General features: G+C 40.3%; 21 protein-coding genes. 15 read left to right on the top strand and 6 right to left on the bottom strand.

Annotation, left to right across the window (positions count from 1 at the left end):
• Nucleotides 1-305: 305 nt before the first annotated feature.
• From HYI04_RS06215 to HYI04_RS06190, 6 genes are all read right to left on the bottom strand, one after another.
• Nucleotides 306-1,871 (bottom strand): putative phage abortive infection protein, encoded by a 1,566-nt coding sequence (locus HYI04_RS06215; protein WP_010326518.1) that lies wholly within the window; start codon nt 1,869-1,871, stop codon nt 306-308.
• Nucleotides 1,872-1,961: 90 nt separating this feature from the next.
• Nucleotides 1,962-2,423, bottom strand: a complete 462-nt coding sequence (locus HYI04_RS06210; RefSeq protein ID WP_010326517.1) for a type II toxin-antitoxin system YafO family toxin — start codon at nt 2,421-2,423, stop codon at nt 1,962-1,964.
• A 2-nt stretch (nt 2,424-2,425) separates the two neighbouring features.
• Nucleotides 2,426-2,587, bottom strand: a complete 162-nt coding sequence (locus HYI04_RS06205; RefSeq protein WP_155115399.1) for a hypothetical protein — start codon at nt 2,585-2,587, stop codon at nt 2,426-2,428.
• Nucleotides 2,588-2,836: 249 nt separating this feature from the next.
• Nucleotides 2,837-3,844 (bottom strand): phage portal protein, encoded by a 1,008-nt coding sequence (locus HYI04_RS06200; RefSeq protein WP_010326516.1) that lies wholly within the window; start codon nt 3,842-3,844, stop codon nt 2,837-2,839.
• Nucleotides 3,844-5,628, bottom strand: coding sequence for a terminase large subunit domain-containing protein (locus tag HYI04_RS06195; protein WP_058952066.1), 1,785 nt, complete (start codon nt 5,626-5,628; stop codon nt 3,844-3,846). Before HYI04_RS06195 ends, HYI04_RS06200 begins: the two co-directional genes overlap by 1 nt.
• 209 nt (nt 5,629-5,837) lie before the next feature.
• Nucleotides 5,838-6,017 (bottom strand): hypothetical protein, encoded by a 180-nt coding sequence (locus tag HYI04_RS06190; protein ID WP_029574996.1) that lies wholly within the window; start codon nt 6,015-6,017, stop codon nt 5,838-5,840.
• A gap of 220 nt (nt 6,018-6,237) precedes the next feature.
• Between HYI04_RS06190 and HYI04_RS06185 the strand changes: the two genes are divergently transcribed.
• The 15 genes from HYI04_RS06185 (at nt 6,238) to HYI04_RS06115 (ending at nt 16,635) form a co-directional block, all read left to right on the top strand.
• On the top strand, nt 6,238-7,059 hold the full coding sequence (locus tag HYI04_RS06185) for a GPO family capsid scaffolding protein (RefSeq protein WP_010326514.1): 822 nt from the start codon (nt 6,238-6,240) through the stop codon (nt 7,057-7,059).
• A gap of 17 nt (nt 7,060-7,076) precedes the next feature.
• On the top strand, nt 7,077-8,087 hold the full coding sequence (locus HYI04_RS06180; protein ID WP_010326513.1) for a phage major capsid protein, P2 family: 1,011 nt from the start codon (nt 7,077-7,079) through the stop codon (nt 8,085-8,087).
• A gap of 7 nt (nt 8,088-8,094) precedes the next feature.
• A complete protein-coding gene (gene gpM, locus HYI04_RS06175) occupies nt 8,095-8,778 on the top strand; it encodes a phage terminase small subunit (protein ID WP_010326512.1) in 684 nt (227 codons plus the stop codon).
• Between the two features lie 95 nt (nt 8,779-8,873).
• Complete coding sequence (locus HYI04_RS06170; protein ID WP_010326511.1) at nt 8,874-9,326, top strand: head completion/stabilization protein; 453 nt, start codon at nt 8,874-8,876, stop codon at nt 9,324-9,326.
• The gene (locus HYI04_RS06165; protein ID WP_010326510.1) at nt 9,323-9,532 is read left to right on the top strand and encodes a tail protein X; all 210 of its coding nucleotides are present in this window, start codon (nt 9,323-9,325) and stop codon (nt 9,530-9,532) included. Before HYI04_RS06170 ends, HYI04_RS06165 begins: the two co-directional genes overlap by 4 nt.
• A 2-nt stretch (nt 9,533-9,534) precedes the next feature.
• Nucleotides 9,535-9,894, top strand: coding sequence for a putative holin (locus tag HYI04_RS06160; RefSeq protein WP_010326509.1), 360 nt, complete (start codon nt 9,535-9,537; stop codon nt 9,892-9,894).
• Nucleotides 9,891-10,163, top strand: coding sequence for a phage holin family protein (locus HYI04_RS06155; protein WP_010326508.1), 273 nt, complete (start codon nt 9,891-9,893; stop codon nt 10,161-10,163). Before HYI04_RS06160 ends, HYI04_RS06155 begins: the two co-directional genes overlap by 4 nt.
• The gene (locus HYI04_RS06150) at nt 10,160-11,014 is read left to right on the top strand and encodes an N-acetylmuramidase family protein (protein WP_010326507.1); all 855 of its coding nucleotides are present in this window, start codon (nt 10,160-10,162) and stop codon (nt 11,012-11,014) included. Before HYI04_RS06155 ends, HYI04_RS06150 begins: the two co-directional genes overlap by 4 nt.
• Nucleotides 11,011-11,538 (top strand): phage tail protein, encoded by a 528-nt coding sequence (locus HYI04_RS06145; protein WP_010326506.1) that lies wholly within the window; start codon nt 11,011-11,013, stop codon nt 11,536-11,538. The genes HYI04_RS06150 and HYI04_RS06145 overlap by 4 nt, the downstream gene beginning before the upstream one ends.
• 10 nt (nt 11,539-11,548) lie before the next feature.
• Nucleotides 11,549-11,989 (top strand): phage virion morphogenesis protein, encoded by a 441-nt coding sequence (locus HYI04_RS06140; protein ID WP_010326505.1) that lies wholly within the window; start codon nt 11,549-11,551, stop codon nt 11,987-11,989.
• Nucleotides 11,990-12,083: 94 nt separating this feature from the next.
• The gene (locus HYI04_RS06135; protein WP_010326504.1) at nt 12,084-12,713 is read left to right on the top strand and encodes a phage baseplate assembly protein V; all 630 of its coding nucleotides are present in this window, start codon (nt 12,084-12,086) and stop codon (nt 12,711-12,713) included.
• Nucleotides 12,710-13,054: a GPW/gp25 family protein gene (locus HYI04_RS06130; RefSeq protein ID WP_010326503.1), complete on the top strand. Its 345-nt coding sequence runs from the start codon at nt 12,710-12,712 to the stop codon at nt 13,052-13,054. Before HYI04_RS06135 ends, HYI04_RS06130 begins: the two co-directional genes overlap by 4 nt.
• Nucleotides 13,051-13,962 (top strand): baseplate J/gp47 family protein, encoded by a 912-nt coding sequence (locus tag HYI04_RS06125; protein WP_010326502.1) that lies wholly within the window; start codon nt 13,051-13,053, stop codon nt 13,960-13,962. Before HYI04_RS06130 ends, HYI04_RS06125 begins: the two co-directional genes overlap by 4 nt.
• Complete coding sequence (locus tag HYI04_RS06120; protein WP_010326501.1) at nt 13,959-14,564, top strand: phage tail protein I; 606 nt, start codon at nt 13,959-13,961, stop codon at nt 14,562-14,564. The genes HYI04_RS06125 and HYI04_RS06120 overlap by 4 nt, the downstream gene beginning before the upstream one ends.
• Entirely contained in the window at nt 14,557-16,635 is a 2,079-nt protein-coding gene (locus tag HYI04_RS06115; RefSeq protein WP_178896009.1) for a hypothetical protein, read from the top strand. The genes HYI04_RS06120 and HYI04_RS06115 overlap by 8 nt, the downstream gene beginning before the upstream one ends.
• Nucleotides 16,636-16,650: the final 15 nt, after the last annotated feature.

The following is a 16,650-nucleotide window of genomic DNA, read 5'->3' as shown; positions in this document are numbered from 1 at the left end:
AGACAAAATGACACCAAATGAGTTTTACTATGATCAGCTACCCCAACAAAACAAGGTGGCTTAACTAGAGCGGAATATCACTTATAAATACGCTTTTAGTTGTTCAAACAAGTGGGACCACCTCTTTGAGTATCAAAATTTATCACCTGCTGAGTCAATAAATTCTAAATATCGCCACTATAAAGATTGCAAAAACCATTACTACCCTACTGAAAATCAATCAAATGATCTAATGGATGAGTGGTATAAGTATGTGCATATGATTGAGGGGTAAAACTTCGATTTTAGCAAAAGAAAAGTGCCTCTTAGGCACTTTTCTTTTGTTGTTTTTCTTCATTGTTATTCATATATTTACAATATTCTAAGTAATCAATGTTGTATTTAATAACTGTTAGTACGGTTTCCGTATATTCATTTTTTCTAAGCTCCTCCAAGAATGAATCAATCATTCCTAAGTAGTTATTTTTTTGCTCGATATGTTCTTTGCAAACGTCTATACTTGAATCCAAATCAGATAGTGAGTAAATTGAAGCTGAATTACATCTAACTTTTTCATAATATACTGGCTCTCTTCCCTCCACCTTAAAATAATTTTCAACATACTCAATCATACTCTTATACTCTTTTATATACCCCTCATAATCTTTAATTTCATTAATTTTTTTATAATATGAAATAGATTTTTCCTTAATAATTTCAATGTTATTTTCCGTGAAAATTAATTCATTCATCTTCCAAGAAATTAGTGAATTAATTGATGCAGCAACTCTAATTGAGTTTAAATTTAAAATGAACTTTACATCTTTTAGTTTTATACAAATACTATTAAAATCCTTCTCACTCAAACCAAATTTAATTCGACTTAACTCATCAAAATAAGATTTATATGCATCACTATCTTCGAAAGCAATTCCATTATATTTATACGCGAATCTAGATATTTTATTTATAGCCTTATGATCATAAACATTGTTTTCAAAAAGAATATGTTCAAATATCCCATATTTTTCAACTAAACTCTTAAAATTATCCTTGCCATATTTCCCTAAGCAATTAAAGAAAAATACTTCAAGCTCATATTGTGTCAATGTTGCTCTAAAGATATCAAAATATTCTTTTCTCTTTTTAGAGTAGTGTTCAGTATCAGTATGACCATTAAGATCATCTGTATTATCAATTAATTTTGTAATTTGATAGCAAATTCGAAAATAACTACCCATGTAATCTAAGAGGTTATGCCGATAGTATTCTTCCCAAGCCATAGAGGTTTGAGATTGTTTGAATCCTTCTATACCATATTTTATGGCTTCTTTTCCAACAAATAATTCTGCTTCCTGATGTCCTTTAGCTGTTCTAAAATATCTAATATCATTCGTAATATCAGTTTTTGCTTTTAACAACTGGAAAAAAAGGCTTTCAAAATTTTGAAGTGCAATTTGTTGTTGTTGTGCAATTGCTGCATCTTGCTGACTCTTCAATGTATCTTTATTTAACTCTAAAATCTCAACTTGAGTTTTTACGTTTTCACTTTCAAGCCTAGCAATTTCTTCTTGATGTTTTGCTGACTCTTCTTGAGCTTTAGTCGCTTTAGCCAACTCTACTCGTGTTTCTTTTAACTCTTTAATTTGTAGTCGAACTGAATATGTCAGCCAGTAAAAGGCAAATAATGCAAAAATTGGGTTAAGAATGCCCCCAAAGAAATCGCCTACTGGTCCCCAACTTTGAGCAGATTCAGTAACTTTAAGATTAATAAAAATCATATAAAAAAATATAGCTGTAATAAGAATCAGAAAAACCATGATTCGATGGAAATTGATATCTCTATCAATTTTGTCTAAATCAGCATTGTCTTTTTTATCAAGTTGGTTCATATCAAATTATTAGCAAGCAAGTCGATTCAAGCCACAAGTATAATTTGATACGCAGTATCTATCTATTTTTAATTAATATTTTTAAGTGATTTAGGCAGTCAAATTAATTTGAGTCAATCGGTACTGCTCTGCTTCATGAATAAAAATTTGAACATCCTGCTCATATTGAGCATGACTTTCTGATTTATAAAACTCAAGCACAAAATAATGATGTATACCGTTATGCTCGAAATAAGAATAAACTAAATAGCTATCGCTGGTGCATTCCCATTGGGTTTTCGCAGAACCATCAAGAAAGTCCCACTTAGAATGAGGTTGCTTTACGTGCAAGTGTTGAATATTCTGATTACTAGCTTCAGGGTATTTTTTATCGAAACGATCACGCCCAAACAAAGGAGATAAACTTTCGTAGGTTTCTTGTGCATGACGTCTAGGTGATGGGTGTTCATGAGGTTCACTATTTTCTTTGTAATAGCAAAACTCCTCAAAAACTTCTTTGAAATCTGAGTCATTATTAAATTTTGAGTGATATGCAAATACAAATTGAGACAATCTTAGCCTCGAAGACTAACAGACTGTCTCACTTTTTCCATACGTTCTGTACCACGTTGAGCTGCTTGTTCAGCAGTATTTACTAACGTAGCTAAACGTTCTGGTGACATTTCACGACGGTTGGTACGTTTTTCGGCTGGACGAGGTACTACCATAGTGTTCATAACAGACCTCCTTTTTTAATAAATGATGGGCATATAAGATACTATGCTTGGAAGTTCTTAAGAACTTCCAAGCATAGTATCTAAGTAGCATTTTTTGTTCAATTGTTTTTACAAAACTTATACTATTTCTTATCTATCTAAAAAAAGAAAAACTCCATGAACTACATGGCGATTATCTAAATAATCGCCATGTAGTTCATGGATTATACCAGAGTATCTAAGTACCCACAATTGCCGAAATGACATTTCTTATTTTTTTACACCTAATTTAGAAAATTGTATCACATTTAAACCCAACCACTCATTAATCGGGTTTGCAATTCTTTGCATGAGAGGTTCTATCTCCGCATTCCAATGAACTTCTTGCGCTTCCGTAATAGAGCCAAAACCACCCGTATTATTGGGAATAATGCCTAGTAACTGAGGTGGTGTACGCATAGCCGCCAATATGTCATCCCGAGTAATAGACTTAATATGTGCAAACTCATCCTTCGCTGCCACTTCCGACACGGGTATTAACTTAATACCATCGGGCTTACCACTGGGTGAGTACAAAAACAGATTTCTAAAGTTCCCTGGTCCTTTACTGTCTTTAAGTGCCTGACGTAAATTATTTACATCGTCTTCATTCTGCTGCGGATCGGTCAGGTACAAAATAAACCCAGCATGAGAACCATTGTTATAGTACTTACGACGGAACAAAGTCGCAGACTCATTTAACCAAGCAGACTGCAAAGCTGCCAAATATTCAGGTGTGCCATACACTTCCTGATTTATATCGCACTCACGTACCTGAAAAACTGAATCACGCTCAAAATGGTGGTACTTCCAGTTTTCTGTAATCATTAAAAATTCTTTCGGGTCTTGTTTACGTCGCATGTATTTGGCCAAAGGCGTAGTCACCTGCACCACTTGGTTTGAACGACTCTTTACTGCTTCCACATAGCCCATACCAAACACCAAAAAGTCCATGACCAACTGCTCAAAGGCTTTGGAAGACATCAACTTATTCGGCTTAAATGCAGAAACCAACTGATTGCGCTTATAAATAATAGCGGTCGACAAATAAGGTGTAGAACGGAAAGACTTTGCCAAGCCCTCAAGACTCACTGGCGGCTCATAGTAAGTCCCATTCCAATACACCTGAAACATACTCATGTAATCATGCGTATTCATGACAGGTTCAGGGTCACCAAAGGTAAAGGCTTGAATCGCATTGTTTTGCGCCACAGCAGGCAAGTTTTGAGTTTCAGACATTAGAATATTTCCATTGCAGCAGTATTGTGGACGTTACGCCCTTCCAGTGGTTCATTTGCAAAGACATGCATGCACGCCCAAGCAAGGTCGGCATGCCCTACTTCTTCTGAACGTGTAGCTTCAAAAGTGAATTGGCGACCTGAGCCTGTCATGGTCTTTTTGATGGCCATAAAGCTTTGTGCGACATCGGTCCAGCCTGCATCAAACTCAAAACGACCTTGATGAACCACATCCATGGCTTTCAGTACCAACATTGTTTTAACCTCTACCGAATAGCTAAAAGTGGTTAGTGCTGGGAAGAACTGGCGTACCAATTGGGCAACCCCTGTCCCCATGCCTGTGGTGTCTAAACCAATGTAGGTCACACGGTAGTTTTCACAAACTTTTTTGATGTAAGCCGCCTGCGCCTGAAAGTCCATACCTTTAAATTGATGACGTTCCAGTAGGCGGAATTTTGAATAATTAATCGATGGTGGTGCAATCACCACTAAACCCGCTGTGTCACCCGATTCAGCAGGGTCATAACCGACCCATACTTCCTGATAACCAAATGGCCGAAGGGCTAAAGGTTTAAAGTCTCTGTCCCACAGTACCCATGAGTCCACCATGCACGGCTGCATAACTGAAAGTGGAAAGACCGAATGTCCATCATCCATGAACATACACATGAGCAAGTTGGCAAAACTTTCTGCCGAATACTCAAAGCGTAATTCATCAATATCGAATAGGTCACAACCGCCGCGTTCAGCATCTAAAATAGTGACAATCTGTCGCCAAATTTTGTCTTCACAGAGTCGACCATCTTTTAAGGCTTCATGGCTGACATCAATATTCAGTCGTTTATCTTTAGGTCTGCCCTTGTTAAAGATTTCCCCTGTCCAAAAGTTAAAAGCTTCGTGGCTTTTTGATGATGGCGTAGAGAAATAGGTTTTGCGCCAGCGTTTGTGCATAGCCATACCAGAGGCAACTTTCTGTAAGGTCTGAAAACCATGTACCCAAAAGTATTCATCGAAGTAAAAATTGCCGTGGAAGCCCTGAGCTGTTTTGGCATTGGTACCTAAAAATATTAGTTCTGAAGGTGGACCTTCTTCAAAGTTCAGGACGATTGGATCGCCCTGTAGATCAAGATCAATCGACTCAGCAGCAAAGGACTTAATATAGGATTTAAAAACGTGTGCCTGTGCTTTGGAAGCAGAAAGAAAAATCTGATTACCTCCGCCTGTGATCGCATCAACGAAAGCTTCTCGCCCAAAGTAATACGTCGCGCCAATTTGACGACTTTTTAAGATATTGCGTGAGCGCTGATTTTTGGCTTTGAACCAAGTACGTTGATAGTCAAATAATCCCTCATCAAAATCTGCCTGAACCTTTTCAATCATGGCCTGCGTAATCAAGTTTCGCTTAGGCATCTTTTTCGGTTTGGCATTACGGTTTTGAATTTTGGGATTGATGTCGGCTTCATTACCGCCATCACTGAGGTATTTTTCGCGTCGGCTATATTTGTCTTTTTGACGTTCTAATAGGTCGATTTCTTTGAAATCCCCTGGTGTTTTTTTCTCGAGCAAATACAAGGTACACAAACGGGCTTCGAGTGCCTGTGCAGCAATTCCTTCAGGTGCTTCTTTGTCCCATTCGTCACGGGCTTTCCATGAATGAACGGTTTTTTCATTTTCCTGTAGGTATTCCGCAATGCTGCTGATACGCCAACCCATCCAGTAAAGGAACTTTGCCTTTACTCGGTTATCAAATGTTAGCTCGAAGCGTTCGGTGTCAAATGTATTCATGCGCCAATTAAAGCAATGCACTTTGTACAAAGCTTGATTTAGCTTTTGTATGATCCCCTCTTACAAAGGGCTTTATTTAAGAACTTGGATAAGGTTAGAAAGTGCTAAAAGGATTGGTGCAGCTTGAGTAATCAAAATTCCAATTAAAACGTAGGATATGACAACATAAGTCCAAGTACGTAATTCCTTATTTTTAGATTGTTTTTCCATCATTGAGGTAGGCCTACATAAAATGAAATTATATTTAAAAGTGTTCTTGTCGCCATTAGAGCTATAGCAATTAATGCAAGATTCCAGAATATTTTCACAAAACTTTCTGGTTTTAAGTTCATAGCTTCCATTGTCGCTCCTAGAAACTTAACTAAAAATTTAGTATTGTTATCTCTCATATTTTTGATCCTTACTTGATCTAAGGGTTGGAAATAAAAAAGCCAAGAATTGCCGTTCTTGGCTTTTTGCTTTTGTGCCTATTATTCAGTTTTCCTACCTCAGATCATTCCTTGTGATTTGTAGCATCCCCTCTTACAAAGCAGATTTATTTACTAATGCCGTCGGACTTTCAATGATGCTCATTATTTGATGAGCAAATTTCTGAACGGTTAAAACACCATGACAAATAAATCAAAGTTCTTTCGTGTTGCAGTCGAAGGAGAAACCATTGATAAGCGCGTGATTGAACGCTCTTGGATTGAACAAGCTGCAAAAAACTACAACCAGTCTGTATATGGCGCGCGTATTTGGGTTGAGCACCTACGTGGTGTAATGCCCGATTCTTCCTTCCGTGCTTATGGCGATGTGCTTGCAGTCAAAGCCGAAGAAGTCGACATGAACGGTGAGAAGAAGCTGGCATTGTTTGCACAAATTGACGCAACTTCTGACTTGGTCGAAATGAACAAAAAGCGTCAGAAGATTTTCACCAGTATCGAAATTGACCCGAATTTCCAAGGTAAAGGCGAAGCCTATTTAGTAGGCCTAGCAGTGACTGATTCCCCTGCTTCTATCGGTACTGAAAAACTCAGCTTTTCCAGCATGGTTGCTAAGTTTGGTGAAAACTCTGAGAAGAATGCCTTTTCCATTGCTGCAGAAACTCAAATCGAGTTTGAAGACGACAGCAAAGGCTTATTTGCTGGAATGGTTCAGAAGTTCAGTGACCTATTCTCCCCGCAAATTGAACAACAAGGCGCAGAAGCCAAACTGAACTTTACCGAAGTCAAAAAAGTACTCGAGCAAATTGCAGAAACCTTTGGCAAGCAAAGTACGGCTTTCTCAAAAATGCAGCAGGAACTAAACGAGCTGAAAACCCAATATAGCGAACTTGAGCAAAAACACAGCACCCTTTCAGACTCATTCAATCATCAACCTGACCCAAATCATAACAAACGACCTGAAAGCACTGGGCATTCAGGCAGTAATGCTGCTGTCGTTTACTAATACGGAATTTCTTAATCATGCGTAACGATACACGAAAAAAGTTTAATCACTACATGGGCGAAGTTGCCCGCATTAACGAAGTCGACAGTGCAGCGGTTCAGTTCACTGTTGCACCAACACCGGCACAAAAGTTGGAAGAAAAAATTCAGCTATCAAGCGAGTTTTTAGGTCGTATCAATGTCATTGAAGTGGTTGAGGCAACTGGTCAAGCCATTGGTCTTTCTGTAAATAGCACCATTGCTGGTCGTACTGATACCACAGGTGATGCCAAACGTAATCCATCCGATCCGACAGGTCTAACGGCTAACACCTATGCCTGTCAAAAAACAGACTTCGACATTGCCTTACTCTATTCAAAAATCGATGCCTGGGCAAAGTTTGCCGACTTCCCTGAAAAATGGGCAGGTGCTTGTGCCAAAGCGATTGGCTTAGACCGCATTATGATTGGCTGGAACGGTACAAGCATCGCAACAACCACCAACCGCAACACCAATCCATTGCTGCAAGATGTAAACGAAGGCTGGCTATATAAAATTCGTACCCGCAGCCCTGAACGCAATATGACCGAGGTCGTACAAGGCTCAGGCAAAATTACTGTGGGCTCTACAGGTGACTATAAAAACTTGGATGCCTTAGTGAAGCAAGCTGTTGATAGCTTGATTGATGAAGTTCACCAGGATGCGACGGATCTAGTAGTGATCTGCGGTCGTTCTCTATTGAACGATAAGAACTTTGCCATTTTGAACCAAGATCAAGACAACCAAAACACGCTTGCAGGTCAGGTTTTGGTAGGTCAAAAGCAAATTGGTGGCTTACCTGCCGTTCGCGTTCCCTTCTTCCCAGATAACACGTTCCTGATCACCTCTCTCGACAATTTGTCAATTTACTACCAAGAAGGTGGCAAACGTCGCTTCATTCGTGAAGAACCTGAGAAAAACCGTGTTGCAGACTATCAATCGAGCAACGAAGACTACGTGATCGAAGCCTATGAAAAAGTGGCTTTGGTTGAAAACATCGAAGTTCTGTAGGTGACAAATGAATCACGCACGTAACCACTTTCTTCGCGTTTTGGCAGAGAAATCTGCCAAGGCGGATGCCTTTGGAGCAACCCGCCATGATGCATCGATCTATCAACTCCAGTTGGCGGAACTGAAAAATGATAAATCACTGCTTTCACATATCAAATCAGATGAAAGCCGTGCTGAAGCTAAAGGCAAACTGATTCCAAAATACCAACCTTATGTCGAAGGTATTTTGGCGGCCAATCAAAAGGTGGACGACGAAGTTGTCACCACCATCATGCTGTGGTGTTTTGATGCTGGCATGTTCCATGAAGGCTTAAAGATTGCTGTGTTTGCTTTAGAACACGGATTAGATATGCCTGACTCTTTTAGCCGGGACACTCCAAGTATTGTGGCTGAAGAAATTGCTAATGCTGCATTGACCAAGCTGAAAGCAAGCGAAGTATTTGATTTAAATACTTTGCTTGATGCTGAAAAACTTACTGAAGGTTTTGACTTACATGATCCTATTCGCGCCAAGTTGTACTGCGCAATTGGGAAAGTTTTTCTGTCTGAAGACAATTATGTACCTGCAATTGAGTACATGAAAAAAGCGATTGCCAAGAAAGACAACGTCGGCTGTAAACAAGACCTTGATCGTGCTGAAAAGCTCTTGGCCAAACAATTAGAAGAACAGCAAGCTGCTGCATCTTCTTAACCTGTGCCCCCCGCACCTGGTCGGCATGATGGGGATGACAAAACTTTTAAGTTGTTGTTCTGAACCATCATCCACCGACCACCTAGGATATGACTATGACTGGTTTTAGCTTTAATGCACCTACAACCATGCCAGATGAGTCGATTAGCAATGATGGGTTCTTTCCCAATCTTCAATTGAATCTGATCCGGGAATCTGTGCGTTTAGATGGCAGCATTTCCAACCCTCGTCTAAAAGATGCCGCGATTGCAGCCATGTTAGAAATCAATGAGCAACTACGCTCGCTCAAATTTAAAGCATCGGCACTAAGTGAGCTCGCAACTTCGACCATCGATGGAAAGCCCAATACTGAACTTCTGTATTTACGTGCAATTCATTCTGCGATCGCAGCGGACATTAATGAAAAATATCGAAGCTATGACAGCACAGGTGATGGCCAGAAACGGGCTGAAGAATTGTCACCGACCATTGATGAACATCGACGTAACTTGCGTTGGGCGATTCGTGACTTGCTTGGTACCAGTCGCTGTACCGTGGAATTGATATGAAAACAGTGAAGTCCGTTCAGGGGGACACGATTGATCTGATCTGCTGGCGCTATTACGGTCGAACCGCTGGTGTTACTGAGACAGTGTTGGAAAGCAACCCGGCTTTGGCTGAACAAGGTCCAATACTGGTGCTTGGCACTGAGGTTGTTTTGCCTGATATCCCCGCCCAACAGCAGATGACAAAAACAATTAATTTATGGGATTAAGCATGCCTGAACCTACCACGACAACCACAACGGCAACAGCTATCAGTTTAAGTGCCGTTTCCATCCTGCCTTTTATTAATGGTAATGCCCTACTCGGCGCTGTTTTAGGTGCAGCATTTATTGCCACCTATGAAAAAGATTTATCTGCTTGGCAGCGCTTACGCACGATGCTGCTTTCAACGGGTATTGGCTATTTGCTTGCATCTGAAATTACCAGCCGAACTTTTATCACCAGCGATGCGACAGCAGCGCTTATTGCATCCACATTTTCACTTTTCATTTTGATTAAAGCAGTTGATTGGGTGAAGACATCCAAACTGTCTGACATTTGGAAGACTTTTAGAGGTGGAGGTGCCTCATGATCGAATTCTTATTTCAATTTATCGCTGTTTTGGCCTATCTGATTTGCGGTATCCGCATTGCTTGTTATAGCCCTAAAGAAACCGCTTTCCATCGTGGTTACTCATGGCTGGCAACATTGCTTATTGCCTCTTTTCTTGGGCAGTCGGTTCACATTCTCTTCTTTAAAGATCCCGTCACCCTATGGGATGCCATCTTTGCACTGCTTCTTGCTGTCATCGTGCTTCGCAGCAGAGGAAATGTGGCCAAACTAATTTGGAGTCCATCATGAAGCTACTTAAATTTGGAGCTAAGGGTTCAGCCGTTTCTGAGCTACAGCAACTTCTGATTAAAAATGGCATGAAAGGTAAAAATAATAAACCTCTATCTATCGATGGCCACTTTGGTGAAAGTACTGAATATGCCGTGATTCAATTCCAGAAGAAGATGGACATTAAAGTGGATGGCATTGTCGGGAATACCACATTGAATGCCCTCAAAGGTCTGGACCTATCTAAACATCTAAAAGATGCGGACTTAACGATTGGTGCAAAACGGCTTGATGTCCCTGAAATTGTGATTCGTGCGATTGCCGAAGTTGAAACACAAGGCGAAGGGTATTTGCCTGATGGTCGACCGAAGATTCTGTTTGAACGTCACCGTATGTATTTCTACCTCAGCCAGAAACGTGGCAAAGCTTTTGCAGACAAAATGATGAGCCAATATCCCAATGTGATAAATACCCAAACAGGTGGGTACCACGGCAATGCTGCCGAATACACACGGTTAGCTTTAGCAAAGCAAATTGATGAAGACTCTGCTCTGATGTCGGCTTCATGGGGGCGCTTTCAATTGATGGGCGAAAACTGGAAAGACCTCGGTTATTCCTCTGTTCAGGAATTTGTAGAGCAGCATTATCAAAGTGAAAGCCTACAGTTTGAAGCCTTTCTCCGCTTTTGTGAATTTAAGTCGGGAACGGTCGCTGGGAAAAAATGGACTTTGCTAGAAGCATTACGCCAAGAGAATTGGGATGCAGTCTTTAGCTTATATAACGGTCGCAACTATAAAAAGCTGGGCTATGACAGCAAGTTCCTTCGAGTGATGAATCGCCTCGATCCAAACTACCAGAGAAAAACTGCATGAAAAAGCCGATTAGTCTGCGCGAACATTTGGTGAGTCATCTGAAGTTCCTCCAGGACAACCCAGATAAGCTCAGCATGCATATTGAAAGCGGTCGTTATCGTACTACGCTTGCAAATGGCTACGGCATGGAAAGTATTTCACCTGTGAAGTTTGTCATTCAAGACTTTACAGGTGATGCTGACCTGATTGCCTTCTTACTGTTTCAATGGATTCGCGTACACCAATCAGAGTTACTCGCCAATTTAGATAAAAACAAAGATGCTGTGAAGTTCGAGGCTGAATTTATTGATAACGATAAAGTCGATGTCATGTTTGAATTAGAACTGACAGAACGTGTGATTATTCAACTGCAAGAGCATGGTGGCTACAACTTTTCTTATCCCGAAGAACCTCAGTACCAACCCGCTTCACCTGCAACCGAATGCGAATTGCTAGATGATCAAGGCAACCTCTTAGCAACGTGGACCAGTGTTGAAACTTTAAATATAGTCGCACTCGAAATGCCTTTAGCGAAGAAACCATAAGGGTCAAGCCATGCGTGATAACTTAGACGATTTGGTCAAATACCTAACGCCGATGCTGAATAAACTCAGCGATGCTGAAATGACGAAGCTGAATAAAAAGGTTGGAGCAGATTTAAGAAAAAGCCAACAGCAACGTATTGCGGCACAAGTTGGCCCAGATGGCTCAAGCTTTGCTCCGAGACGTTTACGCGAAGGCAAAAGAATTCGTCGTAAAATGTTCACCAAACTCCGATCGCAGCGTTATTTTAGAAATTTTTCAAATGCCGAGATGGTAAGCGTTGGTTTTCTGAGTAATGTCGTTTTTGTAGCTCGTATCCACCAAGATGGTTTACGTGCCCGTGTCAGTAAAAATGGGCCATCCATTACCTATCCCAAACGTGAATTGTTGGGGTTTGCTCCAACTGATATTCAAATGATTGAAGACTCAGTCATGAGGCATTTAAAGCCCTAAATCTTAGAGCAAAATGAAGTCTCTCTATTTGTAATATCCCCTCTTACAAATTGCCATTAATGCAAGCTTTGAACCCTTAACGCAAAGTAGGCACATGAGTGCTGAAATCCATCGCCGCTTAGAAAATTTGATCCGTTTAGGACGAATTAAAAGCGTTACCCCTGCTAAACCTTTTCATACCGTCACAGTCGACCTCGGCGATATCGTGACCGATGAATTACGTCTATTTAATTTACGCGCAGGTGCAGACCTAAGTCATGACTTACCTAGCATCAATGAGGAATGTGTCGTCTTCAGCCCAACTGGTGAGCTTGCCCTCGGCATTGTTTTGGTTGGTTTAAACAATGAATCTTTTCCGACTCCATCATTGAACCCAAATATTAAATTAAGAGTCTATGAGGATGGGGCCATGATCAGCTATGACACTGCTAATCATTCATTACAAGCCATCCTCCCCAATGGAGGAACGGCCATTCTTACTGCATCTGGAGGTATCACGATCAATGGCGATACCTCCATTAACGGTAATTTACAGGTCAATGGCAGTACTGCCATGACTGGAAATAATACAGTAGGTGGCAGCCAATTGATCCAAGGTAGCAGTCACTCTACTGGCAACTTCAGTACAGAATCTGATGTGAATGCCGGAAGCATTAGTCTTAAAAACCACAAGCATAGTGGGGTTCAATCTGGTGGATCAGATACAGGAGTGTCAAAAGCATGATGTCACGTGAAACTGGTCAAAGCCTCGAGGTCATTCCTCACATTAAACAATCCATTCAAGACATTTTATTTACGCCCATTGGCAGCCGAGTGATGCGTCGTGAATACGGTTCTATGATTTTTAAATTGCTCGATCAACCCTTTAATGATGCTGTCCGCCTTCAAGTGATGGCCGCAAGTGCTACAGCCATTTTGACTTGGGAAGACCGAATCAAACTGATCAATGCTCATTTTTCTAAGGCAGAAAATAGCCGTTTCCAATTGGATCTAGAAATGCAAATTGTTGGTTCTTCAGACATCAATAAATTATCAATTCCATTAACAATGGGCGCTTCAACATGACTCAATCGACTAATGCAATTGATCTATCTCAACTACCTGAACCAACAGTTGTAGAGCAAATAAACTACGAAACAATTTTAGATGCTGGACTACAAGAATATTATCGTCGTATGGATGCCCTTGGTATTTCTTATACACGACTTCGTGAATCTGATCCTGCTTACAAACTAGCAGAAGTCTTTGCATTTCGAGAAATGATTGTACGTCAGCATGTCAATGATTCGGCTAAAGCCGTATTACTTGCATATTCTTCAGGAATAGACCTTGAACATAAAGCTGCTGAAAAAAATCTAAAACGCCAATTAATTACTGCTGAAACCTCAACAACAAAAGCTATATACGAAACTGATGCATCACTCCGTAAGCGTGTGCAACTTGCACCTGAAGGCCAAACTACTGCTGGTAGTGAAGGTTCATACATTTTCCATGGCCTCAACGCCGATGTACGGGTTAAAGACATTTATCCTTATGCGCCATTAGATGAAAACCAAAACCCAATGGGTATTTGTAATATCTATGTGCTTTCTACTGAAGGCAATGGTACTGCATCAGAAGACCTTTTAAATGTTGTGAATACAGCTTTGAATGCTAAATCAGTTCGCCCTTTGACAGATCGTCCTATTATTTATTCGGCATCTATTATCAATTACATCATTGAAGCAGAAATTTATATTGATGAAGGTCCAGATGAAACTATCGTTTTGAACAGTTGCTATAAAGCCACAGAAGAATATATCCAAAAAGTCCATTCATTTAATGATGGCGTTTCATTGTCTGGGATTTACCAAGCACTCCACCAAGCAGGTGTCAGCCGTGTCAATTTGATTTCACCTGCAAGCAATATCGATACTTCAATCGGCCAAGTTGCGTATTGCACCAGCATTAATATTTCAAAGGTGGACACATGAGTAAATTACTGCCCCCAAACTCCACTAAATTTGAAATGAATTTTGAAAGTGCATTTTCACGTGTTTCAAATATTGAAGTAAATATACGCAGCTTTAATGATCCACTGAATGCACCAGTTGAAGTTTTGCCATGGTTAGCATGGGAACGTTCAGTTGATGTATGGAATAAAGATTGGACCGAAATTCAAAAGCGGCAAGTCATACAAACCTCCCTGAAGAACCATAGTATTAAAGGTACGATTGGATCGTTAGATGGCGCGCTTAATTCATTGGGGTTTCCAATTGTCGTACAAGAATGGTTCAACATGGTGCCACAAGGTAAGCCTTATACATTCAATATTTTTATTAAGACTAGTCAAAATAATATCAGTAAGTTTGATTTTAAAGAGTTAACGAAAGTTGTCCGTACTTATAAAAATTTACGTTCTCACCTTACTGGAATATCACTCGTTCTTGAAAGTACTTCGAGTATTTACACAGCAGCGGCCGTTATTACTGGCCAAGAAATTGAGTTCGCTCAGGCCGCAGGTGGATTGTATTTAGATGGTACTTGGTTACTCGACGGCAGTTATAGATTAAATGGAGTCAATTTAAGTGAGTGAAATAATCAGTAAATCAGAGTGGTCCCCAATTCGTTTACTTGAAAAAAATGAATTAGCTTTGGGCGGCATTAATGGCAACATGAATGAACAAGCAAAAGCACTAGGAAATCGAACTCTTTTTTTGAAAGATCAAATAACAGAGATAAGCAACTATTTAGGCCAAGATTCCACTCAAGAAGCTTTTCATATCATTGAAAGTACCATCCCTCGTTTTTCCGCCGACTGCTGGACAATTGATGGGCCACGAAGTATGTCCTTCTGCCTTGTGGGTGAGGCTGAAGATGCTTTTGATGTCTATTTTACTTCACGACGTCAAAACGATTTCGCTGCAGCTATTTTCTTTAGTGAAGATCAAGCGATGCACCCATATTTGGCCTATGAAACAAAAGGTGATTTTAGAAACTGTACTTTATCTTTTTCTATCGATACTTCAGGTGATGTGCCTGCAATTGATAATGAACATCTCGGGTTAGTCATGACGATTATTGTTAATGACGATAGCGAAACAGGCCAATCACCTTACTATTTACGATTAGCAAATCTTGCTGATCCAGTAACTTTAACAGCAACCCATGCCGATATCACGATTGATTGGAACACTGTAGTCAGTGGTTATGAGCAGAACATTCCATTTCCGAAAGAAGACATTCACCGTATCTTTATTGGATGTTTAACCCATGGATTTAATGCTGAGTTAAGTGATCCTTTGGAGCGACCACAACAAGGTGAATTGCATGTTAGCAAGATTCGATGTACTGGAAGCAATAGCACGTATAAGCGTAAATCTTTAAGTATTCCACAACATACTTTAGGCATGTGTACTGGCTATGACGATAGCTACAATGTGAACCCAGCTCGCTTGATAAAAAACTGCTATGACTTAGGTTATCGAGGTTTTATTAATCACTATTGTGGAATGTCTCATTTTTATGATTCCCGTTGGGATATAGAACAACAGCGGTTTATCGTCAGACGCGGTCCGGGTGACGACCAATTCGACTCTTACTTGAACCGAGAAGCAACAATTTGGCATACCCATTTTGCCCGTGCAGCACATAAACATTTCATGAAAATGATTTTTTCTATTTCATACGAGATTTATAGTGAAGCAGCAGAGCTTAGTTGGACGCAGCGGGATTGGGATAACAATTATGCATATACAGGTTATGAACCCCCTAGTTATTTGCTGAGTCCCTGTATTCCTGAAGCAATGAATTGGCTACAACAAGTCTTTATCGAGTTTGCAGGCATTTTAAATAATGAAGGTCATACTCCTTACATGCAAGTAGGTGAGCCGTGGTGGTGGATTAATCCCAATGATAAACCGTGTATTTATGACTATCCAACAAAGGTTAAATTTAATAACGAAACAGGTTTGTATGCACCAGAAATTGCCGATCGGATGAGTGATGTTTCAGGGGCGACAGAACAAGAATATTTGCTTTTCTTGCAAGAGGAGCTGGGCAACTCCGTGCGTCGCATACGCGCAGTAGTCAGGGATTATTATCCTAAGGCTCAGGTCTCCACACTTTTCTTTTTACCAAGCATCTTAGGTGAAGGTAGTGGCATTGCTTCAATCATGAATTATCCAATTGAACATTATCGTTATCCGAATTTGGATTTCATTCAAACTGAAACATACGATTGGTTGATCGTCGGAGAGTTTAATAAAGCGCTTCGGGGATTTACCTCAGCAATTGATGAATTGGGATATCCAGCGGACTTAGTACATTACTTAGCAGGATTTGTTCCTGATAATTTCTTAGGAAAGCTAGTAAACCCTGAATATGACTTAATCAATGATGGCCCTAAGGTTTGGCAAGCCATTATGGGTAGTGCCTATCTTGGTAAAGAGTACAACGTCGCAAAGCAATATATCTGGGTATATAACCAAATCATGCGAGATGGCTTAGTTGTACTGCCAGAAGACACGCTTAAACGGTTTTGGCTTGCAGATAAAGCTTATATGAGTCAAACAAGACAAAGTGAAATTACAGGTACTCCTATTCCTGGATTACCAGTCAATCCAACTCGCCCTCCGAAACCCGAAACACCAAATTATCCTGCATGACCTGAACATTGTGGA

Source organism: Acinetobacter sp. SwsAc2, assembly GCF_013391465.1.
Lineage (GTDB): Bacteria > Pseudomonadota > Gammaproteobacteria > Pseudomonadales > Moraxellaceae > Acinetobacter > Acinetobacter johnsonii.
The sequence above is the reverse complement of the archived record's forward strand: the minus strand, read 5'-3'. Positions and strand labels throughout refer to the sequence as shown.

Bases quoted from the DNA above. Each gene is read 5' to 3' on its own strand.
- HYI04_RS06180 (WP_010326513.1), top strand. From the start codon at position 7,077: ATGCGTAACGATACACGAAAAAAGTTTAATCACTACATGGGCGAAGTT.
- HYI04_RS06130 (WP_010326503.1), top strand. From the start codon at position 12,710: ATGATGTCACGTGAAACTGGTCAAAGCCTCGAGGTCATTCCTCACATT.
- HYI04_RS06195 (WP_058952066.1), bottom strand. From the start codon at position 5,628: ATGAATACATTTGACACCGAACGCTTCGAGCTAACATTTGATAACCGA.
- HYI04_RS06120 (WP_010326501.1), top strand. From the start codon at position 13,959: ATGAGTAAATTACTGCCCCCAAACTCCACTAAATTTGAAATGAATTTT.
- HYI04_RS06160 (WP_010326509.1), top strand. From the start codon at position 9,535: ATGCCTGAACCTACCACGACAACCACAACGGCAACAGCTATCAGTTTA.
- HYI04_RS06205 (WP_155115399.1), bottom strand. From the start codon at position 2,587: ATGAACACTATGGTAGTACCTCGTCCAGCCGAAAAACGTACCAACCGT.
- gpM (WP_010326512.1), top strand. From the start codon at position 8,095: ATGAATCACGCACGTAACCACTTTCTTCGCGTTTTGGCAGAGAAATCT.
- HYI04_RS06125 (WP_010326502.1), top strand. From the start codon at position 13,051: ATGACTCAATCGACTAATGCAATTGATCTATCTCAACTACCTGAACCA.
- HYI04_RS06145 (WP_010326506.1), top strand. From the start codon at position 11,011: ATGAAAAAGCCGATTAGTCTGCGCGAACATTTGGTGAGTCATCTGAAG.
- HYI04_RS06170 (WP_010326511.1), top strand. From the start codon at position 8,874: ATGACTGGTTTTAGCTTTAATGCACCTACAACCATGCCAGATGAGTCG.
- HYI04_RS06190 (WP_029574996.1), bottom strand. From the start codon at position 6,017: ATGAGAGATAACAATACTAAATTTTTAGTTAAGTTTCTAGGAGCGACA.
- HYI04_RS06200 (WP_010326516.1), bottom strand. From the start codon at position 3,844: ATGTCTGAAACTCAAAACTTGCCTGCTGTGGCGCAAAACAATGCGATT.
- HYI04_RS06155 (WP_010326508.1), top strand. From the start codon at position 9,891: ATGATCGAATTCTTATTTCAATTTATCGCTGTTTTGGCCTATCTGATT.
- HYI04_RS06150 (WP_010326507.1), top strand. From the start codon at position 10,160: ATGAAGCTACTTAAATTTGGAGCTAAGGGTTCAGCCGTTTCTGAGCTA.
- HYI04_RS06215 (WP_010326518.1), bottom strand. From the start codon at position 1,871: ATGAACCAACTTGATAAAAAAGACAATGCTGATTTAGACAAAATTGAT.
- HYI04_RS06135 (WP_010326504.1), top strand. From the start codon at position 12,084: ATGAGTGCTGAAATCCATCGCCGCTTAGAAAATTTGATCCGTTTAGGA.
- HYI04_RS06140 (WP_010326505.1), top strand. From the start codon at position 11,549: ATGCGTGATAACTTAGACGATTTGGTCAAATACCTAACGCCGATGCTG.
- HYI04_RS06165 (WP_010326510.1), top strand. From the start codon at position 9,323: ATGAAAACAGTGAAGTCCGTTCAGGGGGACACGATTGATCTGATCTGC.
- HYI04_RS06185 (WP_010326514.1), top strand. From the start codon at position 6,238: ATGACAAATAAATCAAAGTTCTTTCGTGTTGCAGTCGAAGGAGAAACC.